Origin of the sequence: Streptomyces sp. NPDC049541 (genome assembly GCF_044465725.1) — a bacterium.
Classification (GTDB): domain Bacteria; phylum Actinomycetota; class Actinomycetes; order Streptomycetales; family Streptomycetaceae; genus Streptomyces.
Genome location: NZ_JBITLY010000010.1, coordinates 1 through 14,383 on the forward strand (window position 1 = coordinate 1; position 14,383 = coordinate 14,383).

General features: G+C 67.6%; 11 protein-coding genes. 5 read left to right on the plus strand and 6 right to left on the minus strand.

Annotated features, from left to right (window positions below; translation table 11 throughout):
* Positions 1-759: 759 nt before the first annotated feature.
* A protein-coding gene (locus ACIBW9_RS31785; protein WP_398960472.1) for an IS5 family transposase occupies positions 760-1,586 on the plus strand; the annotation gives its coding sequence in 2 pieces (ribosomal slippage) (positions 760-1,120 and positions 1,120-1,586; 828 coding nt in all).
* Positions 1,587-1,978: 392 nt separating this feature from the next.
* Entirely contained in the window at positions 1,979-2,458 is a 480-nt protein-coding gene (locus ACIBW9_RS31790) for an HIT family protein (protein WP_398960473.1), read from the plus strand.
* Positions 2,459-2,523: 65 nt separating this feature from the next.
* Here the strand turns inward: ACIBW9_RS31790 and ACIBW9_RS31795 are convergent, their stop codons facing one another.
* From ACIBW9_RS31795 to istA, 5 genes are all read right to left on the minus strand, one after another.
* Complete coding sequence (locus tag ACIBW9_RS31795; protein ID WP_398960474.1) at positions 2,524-3,174, minus strand: hypothetical protein; 651 nt, start codon at positions 3,172-3,174, stop codon at positions 2,524-2,526.
* A complete protein-coding gene (gene istB / locus ACIBW9_RS31800; protein WP_398960475.1) occupies positions 3,164-3,973 on the minus strand; it encodes an IS21-like element helper ATPase IstB in 810 nt (269 codons plus the stop codon). The genes ACIBW9_RS31795 and istB (ACIBW9_RS31800) overlap by 11 nt, the downstream gene beginning before the upstream one ends.
* Positions 3,970-4,518 carry a Mu transposase domain-containing protein gene (locus tag ACIBW9_RS31805; RefSeq protein ID WP_398960476.1) on the minus strand — a complete coding sequence of 183 codons (549 nt, stop codon included), beginning with the start codon at positions 4,516-4,518 and terminating at the stop codon, positions 3,970-3,972. Before ACIBW9_RS31805 ends, istB (ACIBW9_RS31800) begins: the two co-directional genes overlap by 4 nt.
* Before the next feature lie 114 nt (positions 4,519-4,632).
* Complete coding sequence (gene istB, locus ACIBW9_RS31810) at positions 4,633-5,403, minus strand: IS21-like element helper ATPase IstB (RefSeq protein WP_128382574.1); 771 nt, start codon at positions 5,401-5,403, stop codon at positions 4,633-4,635.
* Positions 5,400-6,818 (minus strand): IS21 family transposase, encoded by a 1,419-nt coding sequence (istA, locus tag ACIBW9_RS31815; RefSeq protein ID WP_398960755.1) that lies wholly within the window; start codon positions 6,816-6,818, stop codon positions 5,400-5,402. The genes istB (ACIBW9_RS31810) and istA overlap by 4 nt, the downstream gene beginning before the upstream one ends.
* Positions 6,819-7,854: 1,036 nt before the next feature.
* On the opposite strand from istA, the gene ACIBW9_RS31820 reads away from it, so the two are divergent.
* Together ACIBW9_RS31820 and ACIBW9_RS31825 are read left to right on the plus strand one after the other, a co-directional pair.
* Complete coding sequence (locus tag ACIBW9_RS31820) at positions 7,855-8,169, plus strand: helix-turn-helix domain-containing protein (protein ID WP_398960477.1); 315 nt, start codon at positions 7,855-7,857, stop codon at positions 8,167-8,169.
* Between the two features lie 12 nt (positions 8,170-8,181).
* Entirely contained in the window at positions 8,182-9,468 is a 1,287-nt protein-coding gene (locus ACIBW9_RS31825) for a tyrosine-type recombinase/integrase (RefSeq protein WP_398960478.1), read from the plus strand.
* Positions 9,469-9,592: 124 nt separating this feature from the next.
* Here ACIBW9_RS31825 and ACIBW9_RS31830 read toward each other — a convergent pair whose 3' ends face one another.
* The gene (locus ACIBW9_RS31830; RefSeq protein WP_398960479.1) at positions 9,593-11,122 is read right to left on the minus strand and encodes a helix-turn-helix domain-containing protein; all 1,530 of its coding nucleotides are present in this window, start codon (positions 11,120-11,122) and stop codon (positions 9,593-9,595) included.
* Between the two features lie 450 nt (positions 11,123-11,572).
* On the opposite strand from ACIBW9_RS31830, the gene acnA reads away from it, so the two are divergent.
* Positions 11,573-14,290, plus strand: coding sequence for an aconitate hydratase AcnA (acnA, locus tag ACIBW9_RS31835; RefSeq protein ID WP_398960480.1), 2,718 nt, complete (start codon positions 11,573-11,575; stop codon positions 14,288-14,290).
* The last annotated feature ends 93 nt before the right edge of the window (positions 14,291-14,383 follow it).

Sequence of the window (14,383 nt, forward strand, 5' to 3'; positions counted from 1 at the left end):
ACCGACGAGACCGTCCTGCCGACCGAACTCACCGCATAGCCTCAAAAACGAGATCACCGAGTGGCCGTTGATACACCACTCCGGCGGACGTGACCGTTGTTCGCTTGCGTTCATGCAGCCTGCCGGCGGGAATTCGCTCACGGCAGACGAGAAATCGGACGACAGGACTGGATACCCCAGCGGGACCATGTCAACGTACAACGTCCCTGAAAATACCAGGCCAGAATGCGTAGGTGCCCGGCCGCACGGGGGCGAAGTATTTCGCAATCCTGCCCGCGTGTGACTGCTTGCTGGCATGGCATCTACTTGGGAGATTCGCCTGTCTGACCCCACGATTCGATCCGCCCGCATCGCTTCGCTCGCTCTCTGCGCCCTCGGCACACTGAACGTTGGTACGGCCAGGTGGCAATCGATTATGGCTCGGTCACCACCGGGCGTGCGTCTGCGCGGCCGGGTGCTCGGCGAGGACCACTTGCAGCGTGGTTTACGCGGCGACCGCGTCGTCCTTGCCTATGGCGCGGCACATCCTCGAGCCGCAACATGGCAAGCGGCAGTCGCCGTCGGAACTCCCAAGCGGCTTGCAGCGCGGAATCTCGATCGTCTCACGGAATATGGCTGGCTGGTGGTCGCCTCGGATGAGGTGCCCCAGGGCCTGCGCTCGTATCGGCTGACCCCAGCCTGCAGAGAACCTAAGAACTCCTAACAGAATGCCGCAACTTGCCTTGGAATGTTGGTGTCTGATGGGTTGTTAGCCTGGACATGAGAAGGGGTGAGCAGCCGCCGTGGATCGTGCCGGATGGGCTGTGGGAGCGGATCGAGCCGTTGCTGCCGGTTGTGCCGCGCCGCACGGATCACCCCGGTCGCAAGCGTCTGGACGACCGGAAAGTGCTGTCGGGCATCCTGTTCGTGCTGTACACCGGCATTCCGTGGGAGTTCTTGCCCCAGGAGCTGGGCTTCGGCTCCGGCATGACCTGCTGGCGGCGTCTGCGTGACTGGAACGACGCGGGAGTCTGGCAGCGGTTGCACGAGTCGCTCCTGGCCGAGCTGAACGCCGCCGGCGCGCTGAACTGGTCGAGGGCGGTGATCGACGGCTCGCACGTCCGGGCGCTCAAAGGCGGCCCAAAACAGGACCGAGCCCGGTCGACCGTGCCCGAACAGGCTCCAAGCACCATCTGATCACCGAAGGGCACTGCATTCCGCTGGCGGTGTCGCTGACCGGCGGAAACCGCAACGACGTCACCCAGCTCATGCCCCTGCTCCAGGCCGTCCCGCCCATACGCGGCCAGCGCGGACGGCCCCGACGACGACCGGTCTCGCTCTACGCCGACCGCGGCTACGACCACGACAAGTACCGCAAGCAGGTGCAGGCCCTCGGTATCACCCCGGTCATCGCGCGGCGCGGCGTCGAGCACGGTTCCGGACTGGGCGTGCACCGCTGGGTGGTCGAGCAGAGCTTTGCACTGCTGCACTGGTTCCGCCGACTGCGCATCCGCTGGGAGATCCGCGACGACATCCACGAAGCCTTCCTCAGCCTGGCCTGCGGCATCATCTGCTGGCGACGACTGGTCAACCTCTCACTTTGTTAGGAGTTCTAAGAGGGTGTCGGCTTCATGATGCGGCGTGAAACATAGACCACGATCGCCGGTTAGCCAAACCGGCGATTCCCACGACCATTGAGGAGTTCGCGATTGAGCCGAGTCCGATCGCGCGGTGGCGGTAGCGCTACTGCGAGGGCTCGTCTGCGGTTCTTCCCTGTCTCACGACAGGCAGCGGCTGGGCGGAGCACTGGCTTCCGCCCAGCCGGGCTCCCGTTTCCTGCACCTCACAGAGAACCTCCGATGCCTGCACGACCTCTGCTGATGGCGATTCGTGAAAACGGCCAGGGTCGCTCCTCGCCTCACTTGGTTGGTTCTTGATGTATGTGGGGAGGTTGGGGAGCGAAGAGCGGGCCTTGATCACTGGCGGTTAAGTTGGGGCCATGACTGGTGACTGGCGGATGGATCGGATCGGGGCTGCTCTGCGAGGTGAGAACCCGACCGTGCTGCGGCGGCTTGAGTCGGGGTTCGCGGTGATCGGCGACGTTCAGTTCTTGCCGGGTTACTCGGTTCTCCTCGTGGACGAGCCAGGTGTTCAGCGGCTGTCTGATCTGCCGAGGGCGAGGCGGCTGTCGTTTCTGTCCGACATGGACCAACTCGGAGAAGCCGTTGAGCGTGTCTGCCAGCGCCTGGACCCTGGCTTCCGCCGGGTCAACCTGGAGATTCTGGGGAACACTGACCCGTTCTTGCATGCCCATGTCTGGCCGCGGTTCGAGTGGGAGCCGGCCGAGCTGGTGGGCAAGCCTGTGTGGCTGTATCCGGGCGACCGGTGGAGTGACGAGGGCTTCAGGCTGGGTCCGGAGCATGACGTGCTGCGGGACGGGATCGGGAGCGAACTGGATCGGTTGCGTTCGATGGGCTAACGGCGTGAGCCCGCCGACCGTCAGGTCGGCGGGCTCGGTGATCAGTGACGGTCAGTGAACGACGGTCACGGAGTCCTTCGCAGCGGAACGATGTCGGGGCTGGCGGTGGGGACGGAAGGGCGGGCGGCTTCGGGGGTCGCGAGAAGCGCGACGATGGTGACCGGCTGCTGGCAGTGGGGGCAGTTGCGGGTCGCGGTCGGTTCCAACGGGTCACGTTCCGCGGCCACTTGCTGACGCGAGAGGGGCCTGCTGAGAGTCTTGGACGGCGGAGGAAGCTCGGGCCACGACGGCAGAGAAGCGGTCTCACCGAGACGACGCGCGCGGTCTTCGTCTCTTGCCTGGTCACGGCGGCGCTCGGCGTCTTTGCGGCAGGCCGGGGAACAGTAGATCTGGCGGGTGGTTTTCAGGGCCTCGAACGGACCGTTGCAGACCAGACAGACGCGCCGGTCCCGGATGTCGTCGCTGGTGCGGGCAGCGCCGCGGCACTCCTCCGAGCAGTAGGTCCGCCGACGGGCGACCGTCGTGGTGAACTCGTTTTCGCAGACCGGACAAGTCTGCCGGGCTGGTCTGCTGTTGCGGTTGGCCACTTTGCAGGTGGGCGAGCAGAAGACCTGTCGGCTGAAGGGGTAGGTGACGGTGAATACGGTCTCGCAGACCGGGCAGCGACGTGCCATCTCGGGTTCGCCCTCGGTGGTGTCGGGGGTGTCAGGAGACACGGGCGTTCACCCCGGCTCGGATGGTTTCGGCCTGGCTCTGGTGACCGCGGAGCCGGTAGGAGGGCCCGTCGATGCCGGCGACTGCGGCCCGGTGCAGGAGCCGGTCGAGCATCGCGGCGGCGACCGTGGCGTCGCCGAAAGCGGTGGCCCAGTCGGCGATGCCGACGTTGGTCGTCAGGATCGTGCTTGATTTCAGATATCGCTGGTTGATCACCTGGAACAGGGCTGATGCGCCGTCCTCGGGCAGCGGGAGATAGCCCAGTTCATCGATGATCAAGAGCTTCGGGCCGGCGAAGAAGTTCATGCAGGTCTTCCACCGGCCCTCCAGCGCGGCCTTGTGGCAGCGGGCGGCCAGGTCCGCCGCAGTGGTGAAGTAGACGCGGTTGCCCGCCTCGACCGCCGCCCGCCCGAGCGCGACGGACAGCATGGTCTTGCCGACCCCGGGCGGCCCCACGAACAGAACATTGGAGGCGTCGTCCAGGAAACGCAGGGTGGCCAGGTCTCGGATCAGCTTCTCGTCGACGCCGGGCTGGGCGGCGAAGTCGAAGTCGGACAGGGTCCACGGCTCGGGCAGGCAGGCGAAGCGTTCCCGGGCCGCGAGCCGGCGCGCCTCGGTGGCCTCGACCTCGATCTCCAGCAACCGCTCCAGGGCCGCGGTCAGCGACATCCGCTCGGTGCGGGCCTGGTCCAGCACCCGGTTCAGCGCCTCGGCGGCGTCGTTGAGTTTGAGATAGGACAGGTGGCCCCGCAGCTGCTGGAAGCGGCGTGCTTCGCTCACCTGCATCGGTGACGTACTCAATCCGCGTTCTCCTCCTCGGAGTTAGGGGCGGTCCGCAGCCGGTCGGCCACGGCGGCATAGTGGGACAGGTCGATCACGACCCGTTCGGCCGGATTCCCGGCGGCAGTCCCGCCGCGGAGCCGTTCGGCTTCCGCGAGCGCGGCCTCCGAAGGCGGGCGGCGGACCTTGGTCTTGCAGGGGGCCCGGTCGGTGAAGGCGGCCAGCACCGTCCGCTCCAGCGCGATCACGTGTCCGGCGTCGCGGACGGTCTGGCCCGCGCCGTCGACGGCCCGCCGGTGCTGGGCGATCACGGCCCGGCCGGCGGTGACAATGTGGAGGTGGTCCTCGCCGAGCCGGTGCACCAGGCGGACCTGGGCGCCGGGCATGCCGGGCGGCACCGAGTAGTAGTTGCCGCGGAAGGACACCAGGCTCTGAGGGCTGATCGTGCGTTCCACTTCGAGTTCGGCCGGGAACGGCCTGACCGGCAGGTCCAACAGCGGTTCACCTGCGGCCAGTTCGGCGACGGTGACTTCGCTCCCGTCGACTCTTCGGCGGCGTTCGTCCATGCGCAGCGCGAGCTTGTCAACCCCGGACTGGGCCTGCTCAACCGTCAGATGGTCCGGGACTGTCCGCGTACTCTCCAATGCGGCCGGGCCGGTACGTTTGAACGTGGCCAGTGGTCAGGCCACGTTGGTGTCCCGTTCGATGGCCTTGAGGCGGTTCTTGAGTCGGTAGCTGGGGCCGTTGATCGCGACGACGTCGCAGTGGTGCAGGAGCCGGTCGAGGATCGCGGTGGCGAGGACCTCGTCACCGAACACCTGTCCCCATTCGCTGAAGGTCTTGTTCGAGGTCAGGATGATCGAGCCCTTCTCGTAGCGCTTCGAAATGACCTGGAAGACCAGGTTCGCCTCGGCGCGTTCGAGGGGCTGATAGCCGACCTCATCGACCACGAGAACACCGGGCCGCAGGTAGGAGCCGAGTTTGCTGGTCAGCCGGCCCGCCGCCTCGGCGGCCTTGAGATGGCGGACCATGTCGTCGAGGGTGGTGAAGTAGACCGAGAACCCGGCCCGGCAGGCCGCGACCGCCAGGGCGACCGCGATGTGCGTCTTGCCCACCCCGGGCGGCCCCAGCAGGGCCGCGTTGGCCTTGGCCTCGACGAACGAGAGAGTGGCCAGGTCCTTGACCTTGCGTGGGTCGAGGTCGGGCTGGAACGAGAAGTCGTAGTCGTCCAGCGTCTTGTGGTGCGGCAGCTTCGAGAACAGCAGGGACCGGCGAAAGCGGCGGTCGTCTCGGACCGCGAGTTCCTCGGACAGCACGAGGTCGAGGAAGTCGAGATAGCCGAGCTTGCCCTCCTCGGCCCGGCGGGCCAACTGGTCCAGCCCGTCGGCGAGATGAGGCAGGCCGAGCTTGGTGGCCGTGGTGCGGATGCGGTTGCCGGTCAGCTCGCTCAAGACGATTCCTTGCTCTGGGGGCGGGAGTTGAAGGGCCGGGTGCCGGTGAGTTCGTCATAGACCGACAGCGGCCGGCGGCCGACCTCGATCCGTGTGGCCGCGGCCCGGTTGAGCAGGGCCTGGAGCGGTCCGGTGACCTGCCCGGCGGTGGCGTCCTGCCGCGGCGGGGAGAAGGGCACCTCGGTCGTGGTCCGCCGGTTGTTCCCCTCGGGCAGCCCGCTCCAGTGGCTCTCGTCGACGACGCGGACACCACGGCCGACAGCCCTTGCATGAACGGCCAGCAGGCTCTCGCCGCCGGCGGCCTGAGTGGTCGAGTGCAGGCTGATCTGCGACTTGGTGGCCCGGATCTCCACCAGCTGGCGAGGGCGGACCTTGCGTGCCGGAACCGAGTAGAGGTTGCCGTCGAACGCGACGAGGCAGTCCTTGCCGACATGCCGCAGTTGCCGTTCGGCCACCAGATAAGGGGTGAGTGGCAGCGGCTTGAGGGCCGCGTGGTCGCGAGCGGCCCGGTGTCCGATGACCTCGTGGTGGGTTGCGTGGGTGCGGGCGCGTCGCTGCGGCACCCAGGCCATGAACGCGGCGTCCATCTCCTCGATGGAGGAGAAGGCCCGGCCGGCGAGCACGTGGTCGCGGACGATTAGGACCTGGCGCTCGACCCGGCCCTTGCCGGTGGGCCGGTAGGCGGCCAGCACGTCGATGTCGAAGTCGTAGTGGCCGGCGAAGCCCACCGCTTCCGGATGCAGCGGGACTGCCTCACCTGGCGCGACATGCCGGCGGACGACGGTCTTGGTCCGGTCGTAGACGATCGACATCGGCACCCCGCCGTAGTGGGCAAACGCCCGCCGGTGGCAGTCGAAGAAGGTCTGCAAATCCTGGCTGGTGGTGAAGCAGCAGAACGGGTCGCGGGAGTACGACAGGGTCATGTGGAACGAATAGACCTTGGCGATGCCCAGGTGAGCGAGGATCCTGCCTTCGTCACCCCAGTCGACCTGGGCCTGGGCCCCGGGCACGACCTCGAAGCGGCGGTGCATGCCCGCCAACTCCCTCGGTGCGATGCCCAGTTCCTCGGCGACTCGTGGGCGGGCTTCCTGTAGATAGAGCTTGACCCGCTGGTAGTTGATGGTGGAGCCGTAGTTCTTCACCAGGCGCTCGTGCACCACCGCACCCTTGATGAGGATCTCCGCCCTCAGCATCGCGTCGATCAGCGGGGCCACCTCGTCCACCGCCTTCTTGCGCGGCAGCCCGTTCGACACCCTCCTCGGCGGTGCGGCCGGGGCCTGCCCGGACAGGTACTTGCGGACCGTCTTCCTGTTCAGGCCCGTCTCCTTGGCGACCTCCGTCAAAGTCACCGCGCCGGACTCGAACAAGGCGCGGAAACGCCGGAGCTCCAACCAGCGTTGCGGGTCCAAGACCATCGTCAACTGCCCTCCGCCGCCCCTTACCAACCAGCAGCAGAGTGCCGAGCAACAGGACTCACCGCACCAACAAGCGGCCCTTTTCACTCGTACGTGACTGGCCGCGTTCACGCGTACGGCGACAGGGACCGTCCGCCACCAGCGTTGAGCTGCCGAGTGGTTGGCCTTCTCCACCACGCCTTTGCGGTTCCCGCGCCGTGGCGGGCAGATGTCGACTCCGGCCCCGTAGTACTTCGCGACGCCAGCGAAGGCCGCGGTGACCTGCCCGCTGGAGGGGTAGCAGACGGTGGCCATCCGGTCGAAGCGCCAGCGCCGGGCGGTCCCGCCGAGCTTGCGCATCACCTGGTCCAGGGCGTGGACCAGGTGCGGGAAGTCCTCCGACTCCGCGAGGACCGCCCGCCAGCGGCCCGAGTGCGCCAGCGCGCCGACCAGCAGATGCGCGTGCCCGCCGACGGCCCACTCCTCGGGCGGGTCGGGCAGCTCAAGCCAGTCGAACTGGATCTCCTCGCCCGGTGGATGGGCGATCACCGCGACGTCCCGGCCGGTCGAGGTCTTGCACGGCTCGCAGTGCGGACGCACCTGATAACGGCGCAGCGCACGGGTGAAGGTGGAGTAGGCGCCCGCATAGCCAAGCGCGGTGACCTCGTCGAACAGCGTGGACGCCCACAGATGTGGATCGTCCGCCAGCCGCTGGCGACAGTAGTCCAGGAACGGCACGAACGCGTCCGGAGACTGACGCCGATAGCCGGGAACCCGCTCGCCGTTCAGATAGGCGCGGATTGTCTTGCGGTCCCGGCCCAAGTGCCGGGCGATGGCCGAGATCGTCCAGCCCTGCCGACGCAGTGCATGAGCATCCACGTCTTCCTCCCTGGTGAGCATCCAGGCCCCCGAACAGGCCGAACTCGAAGCTCACGCAGGCTTTCCAGACGCACCGCTGCCACCCCGACACGCCGATCAAGATCACACAAAGCGCCCAACCCGACCACACAAAAGGTGGGGAGATCAACAGAGCAGGTTTGCCCCATCCCTGAGCACTATGTGGGGAGATTCAAAGAGCGCCATCACTCTTGCCCCCACGGCTTCCTCCGTAGCCGTACGTGCGGCGTTCCTGACCGTGAAGGACGCCGCCGAGTACCTCGGCCTCTCGCCGCACACCCTCTACGTCTGGCGCCACCGGCGGCAGGGTCCGCCGAGCTTCCGCATGGGCCCGCGCGGCCGGGTGATGTACCGGCGGGAAGCCCTCGATGCCTGGATCCGTGCACAGGAGGAAGTCGACTCGCGCTCCAACACAGCGCTTAGCCCGCTGAGCATCGCGCCTCAGCAACGAGCAGCTGACCGACCCAGTGCCTGACGTCCACGTGTCGTGGAGCGCCGCATCCATCCCTTCTTCAAGGAGTTCCACCTGGCCGGCTACATAGAAGACCGATGGCTGAAGAAGCGCCCCGATCCGAAGACGGGCAAGCGCGAACGCACCGCCATGTACGGCAAGTGCACCCGCTACCGCGTCAAGGGCATCCCCGGCGTCAAGGACCGTTCCTTCGACACGCTCCAGGACGCCAAGACCTGGCTCGCCCAGGCCCAGACCGACGCCCGTCGAGGTGAGTTCGTCGATCCACGCGACGGAGCCATCTCACTCAAGGACTACATCGCCAACCACTGGTGGCCCACCCAGAGCGGCGATCCGTCCACCCTTGAGCGCATCGAGCAGCGAGTGCGTCGGCATATCGTCCCGCACCTTGGCGCCCTGCTCCTCAACAACATCGGCACGGAAGCACTGCGGGGCTGGAAGAAGCGGCTGGAGAAGGATCTTGGACCCACCTCAATCCGTCTCGTCTGGGCGACGCTGTCCGGCGTACTCCAAGCCGCCGTCGAGGACCGCCGCCTCGCACGCAACCCGTGCCGTGCCAGCACGGTCCGCCCTCCGGCTGCCGCACCGGGTCGGGTCGAGGCGTGGCCGCCGGAGCGAGTCCTGGCCGTACGGACAGCTCTGTCGGAGCGCTACCGCGTCCTGGTTGAGATCGGAGCCGGCCTCGGACTGCGTCAAGGAGAGGCATTCGGCCTGTCCGCGGAGGACATCGACTTCGACGAGGAAGTCGTCCACGTCAGGCGCCAGGTCAAGATGGTGCGGACGAAGCTGTGCTTCGCGCTTCCCAAGGGCCGCAAGGTCCGCGACGTGCCCCTGCCTTCAAGTGTGGCCAAGGCCGTACGGCAGCACATGGAGCTCTTCGCACCTGTGCCGGTCACCATGCCATGGGACGACCCGCGCCCGGCCGAGACACCGGTGGAGGCCAAGCACCGGCGCCCAAGGACGTACAACCTCCTGGTGACCGGGCGCGAGCGCAAGGCGGTCAACCGGAACTACTTCAACTCCTTCGTCTGGAAGCCTGCCCTGGCCGAGGCCGGCGTGATCGCCGCGTTGAAGGAGAGCGCCCTGGACGGGTCCCGCGTCTGGGAGCCCTCCCGAGAGCACGGCTACCATGCCCTGCGCCACTTCTACGCCTCGGAGCAGTTGGAGGCTGGCGTGTCCGTCGTGTCCCTGGCCCGGTGGCTCGGCCACTCGGATCCCGGGTTCACGCTCAGGAAGTACGCGCACTTCCTGCCCCGCGCTGGCTCGCGCGGCAGCGCCGCCATCGACGCGGTCTTCACGTAGCCACAGGCCGATCGGCAGCAGCCCGGTCCAGGCCCAAAGTCCCAGAGAAGTCCCACAGGCGCCGCCGCACCCCCTCCAGATCGGCATCAGCGCAGGTCAGAGAGGGTGCGGCGGCACTCGTTCCTCAGATGTCCCGGAAGATCTCGATCTGCGCCCCGACCGAGTTCAGCCGCTCCGCCAGATCCTCGTAACCCCGGTTGATGACGTACACGTTCCGCAGCACGGACGTGCCGTCGGCCGCCATCATCGCCAGCAGGACGACCACGGCGGGCCGCAGGGCGGGCGGGCACATCATCTCGGCGGCCCGCCAGCGGGTCGGGCCCTCGACCAGCACCCGGTGCGGGTCGAGGAGCTGGAGGCGGCCGCCGAGGCGGTTGAGGTCCGTCAGATAGATCGCGCGGTTGTCGTAGACCCAGTCGTGGATGAGGGTCTTGCCCTGCGCGACGGCGGCGATGGCCGCGAAGAACGGGACGTTGTCGATGTTCAGGCCGGGGAACGGCATCGGGTGGATCTTGTCGATCGGCGCCTCCAGCTTGGAGGGCCGCACGGTGAGGTCCACCAGCCGGGTACGGCCGTTGTCCGCGAAGTACTCGGGCGTGCGGTCGTGGTCGAGCCCCATCTCCTCCAGGACCGCCAGCTCGATCTCCAGGAACTCGATGGGCACGCGACGCACCGTCAGCTCCGACTCCGTCACCACCGCGGCCGCCAGCAGGCTCATCGCCTCGACCGGGTCCTCGGAGGGGGAGTAGTCGACGTCGACGTCGATCTGCGGCACGCCGTGCACGGTGAGGGTCGTCGTACCGATGCCCTCGACCCTGACGCCCAGCGCTTCCAGGAAGAAGCACAGGTCCTGGACCATGTAGTTGGAGGACGCGTTGCGGATGACGCTGACGCCGTCGTGGCGGGCGGCGGCCAGCAGCGCGTTCTCGGTGACGGTGTCCCCGCGCTCGGTCAGCACGATGGGCCGGTCGGGCCGCACCGCCCGGTCCACCAGCGCGTGGTACTGCCCCTCGGTGGCGGTGATGTCGAGGCCGAACCGGCGCAGGGCGATCATGTGCGGTTCGATGGTCCGCGTGCCCAGGTCGCAACCGCCCGCGTACGGCAGCTTGAAGTGGTCCATACGGTGCAGCAGCGGGCCGAAGAACATGATGATGGACCGCGTCCGTACGGCCGCGTCGGCGTCGATCGCCGCCATGTCCAGCTCGGCGGGCGGCACGATCTCCAGGTCCACGCCGTCGTTGATCCAGCGCGTGCGCACACCGATGGAGTTCAGCACCTCGAGGAGCCGGTACACCTCCTCGATCCGCGCCACCCGGCGCAGCACCGTGCGGCCCTTGTTGAGCAGGGAGGCACACAGCAGCGCCACACAGGCGTTCTTGCTCGTCTTGACGTCGATGGCGCCGGACAGCCGACGGCCGCCGACCACCCGCAGATGCATCGGCCCCGCATAGCCCAACGAGACGATTTCGCTCTCCAGGGCTTCACCGATCCGAGCGATCATCTCAAGGCTGATGTTCTGATTGCCGCGCTCGATGCGGTTGACGGCACTCTGGCTGGTGCCGAGTGCCTCCGCGAGCTGGGCCTGTGTCCAGCCCCGATGTTGCCGGGCGTCACGGATGAGCTTGCCGATGCGTACGAGGTAGTCGTCTGCCATGAGGTTGAGGCTATCTCAGATATGAGATGAGGCGCGTGAAGGGGGTCCATTCGGGTGATGGGCCGTCAAGGTCGCCTCATGGGGGGCCGGTGGGCGAGCGCCTCCCTTCAGGTCGGACGGACTTCCCCGTGGCGGGTCGAGTACCCAGGCTCGGCGCACTGATGGGCGCTCGCGCCAAATGTCTGTTTTCGCCGGATAATCGGCTGGCGAGTCCGGTCGTGTCGGCGTGTCGGAGCGGAGCCGTCGGGGTGCGGCTGTGACGAGGTCGGGCATGACCATCCCGGCCCCATGTACTAGAGTTATCTCGACATCGAGATATCTGCCGAGGAGCACCGCAGCCGCCATGCCCCGGTAAGGGTTACCTAACTTAGCCTTACCTTAGCGGATCGGCCCAGATGCCGTGGCGGCAGGATCGTGGTGAGTACGCGCACATCAATGAAGGAGACTGTCGTGTCGGCGAACAGCTTCGACGCCCGCAGCACGCTGCAGGTGGGCGACGAGTCGTACGAGATCTTCCGGCTGGACAAGGTGGAGGGCTCGGCCCGACTGCCGTACAGCCTCAAGGTCCTGCTGGAGAACCTGCTCCGCACGGAGGACGGCGCGAACATCACCGCCGACCACATCCGCGCCCTCGGCGGCTGGGACTCCCAGGCGCAGCCCAGCCAGGAGATCCAGTTCACGCCCGCCCGCGTGATCATGCAGGACTTCACCGGCGTGCCCTGTGTCGTCGACCTCGCCACCATGCGTGAGGCCGTCAAGGAGCTCGGCGGCGACCCCGCGAAGGTCAACCCGCTCTCCCCGGCCGAGCTGGTCATCGACCACTCCGTCATCGCGGACAAGTTCGGCACCCACGAGGCGTTCGCGCAGAACGTCGAGCTGGAGTACGGCCGCAACCGCGAGCGCTACCAGTTCCTGCGCTGGGGCCAGACCGCGTTCGACGACTTCAAGGTCGTCCCGCCGGGCACCGGCATCGTCCACCAGGTGAACATCGAGCACCTGGCGCGCACGGTCATGGTCCGGGGCGGCCAGGCGTACCCCGACACCCTCGTCGGCACCGACTCGCACACCACGATGGTCAACGGCCTCGGTGTGCTGGGCTGGGGCGTCGGCGGCATCGAGGCCGAGGCCGCGATGCTCGGCCAGCCGGTCTCCATGCTCATCCCGCGCGTCGTCGGCTTCAAGCTGACCGGTGAACTCAAGCCCGGCACCACCGCCACCGACCTGGTGCTGACCATCACCGAGATGCTCCGCAAGCACGGCGTCGTCGGCAAGTTCGTCGAGTTCTACGGTGAGGGCGTGGCCGCCACCTCCCTCGCGAACCGCGCCACCATCGGCAACATGTCGCCGGAGTTCGGCTCGACCGCCGCGATCTTCCCGATCGACGGCGAGACCATCAAGTACCTCAAGCTCACCGGCCGCTCCGAGCAGCAGCTCGCGCTCGTCGAGGCGTACGCCAAGGAGCAGGGCCTCTGGCTGGACCCGAAGGCCGAGCCGGACTTCTCCGAGAAGCTGGAGCTCGACCTCTCCACGGTCGTGCCCTCCATCGCCGGCCCGAAGCGCCCGCAGGACCGCATCGTCCTCGCGAACGCCGCCGAGCAGTTCAAGCAGGACGTCCGCAACTACGTCGACACCGTGGACGAGGCGGGCCAGGAGTCCTTCCCGGCCTCCGACGCCCCGGCCATCCACCCCAACGGCGCCCCGTCCAACCCGGTCACCGTGACCGCCCCCGACGGCTCGACGTACGAGATCGACCACGGCGCGGTGACGGTCGCGGCCATCACCTCCTGCACCAACACCTCGAACCCCTACGTCATGGTCGCCGCCGCCCTGGTGGCCAAGAAGGCGGTCGAGAAGGGCCTCACCCGCAAGCCGTGGGTCAAGACGACCCTCGCCCCGGGCTCCAAGGTCGTCACCGACTACTTCGACAAGGCGGGCCTGACCCCGTACCTCGACAAGGTCGGCTTCAACCTGGTCGGCTACGGCTGCACCACCTGCATCGGCAACTCCGGCCCGCTGCCGGAGGAGGTCTCCAAGGCCGTCAACGACCACGACCTCGCGGTCACCTCGGTCCTCTCCGGCAACCGGAACTTCGAGGGCCGGATCAACCCCGACGTCAAGATGAACTACCTGGCCTCCCCGCCGCTGGTCGTCGCGTACGCCATCGCGGGCTCCATGAAGGTGGACATCACCCGTGACGCGCTCGGCACCGACCAGGACGGCAACCCGGTCTTCCTGAAGGACATCTGGCCCTCCGAGGCCGAGGTCAACGACGTCGTGGCCAACGCCATCGGCGAGGACATGTTCAACAAGTCCTACCAGGACGTCTTCGCGGGCGACGCCCAGTGGCAGGCGCTGCCGATCCCGACCGGCAACACCTTCGAGTGGGACGCCGAGTCGACCTACGTCCGCAAGCCCCCGTACTTCGAGGGCATGGAGCTGGAGCCGGCCCCGGTCAGCGACATCTCCGGCGCCCGCGTCCTCGCCAAGCTGGGCGACTCGGTCACCACCGACCACATCTCCCCGGCCGGTGCGATCAAGGCCGACACCCCGGCCGGCAAGTACCTCACGGAGCACGGCGTCGAGCGCCGCGACTTCAACAGCTACGGCTCCCGCCGCGGCAACCACGAGGTCATGATCCGCGGTACGTTCGCCAACATCCGCCTGCGCAACCAGATCGCGCCGGGCACCGAGGGCGGCTACACCCGCGACTTCACCCAGCCCGACGCGCCGGTGTCGTTCATCTACGACGCCTCGCGCAACTACATCGAGCAGGGCATCCCGCTGGTCGTCCTGGCCGGCAAGGAGTACGGCTCCGGCTCGTCCCGCGACTGGGCCGCCAAGGGCACCGCGCTCCTCGGCGTCAAGGCCGTCATCGCCGAGTCGTACGAGCGCATCCACCGCTCGAACCTCATCGGCATGGGCGTCCTGCCGCTCCAGTACCCGGAGGGCGCCAACGCCGAGTCCCTCGGCCTCACCGGCGAGGAGACCTTCTCCTTCACCGGCGTCGAGGAGCTCAACAACGGCACCACCCCGCGCACCGTCAAGGTCACCACCGACACCGGTGTCGAGTTCGACGCGGTCGTACGCATCGACACCCCCGGTGAGGCCGACTACTACCGCAACGGCGGCATCATGCAGTACGTGCTGCGCAGCCTGATCCGCAAGTAAGCGGCGCGGCAAGGCGGTCGAGGGCCGCATCCCCGGTACTCCGGGGGTGCGGCCCTCGCTGCGTCCGGGCCCGGAAGACCACAGGTCATCACC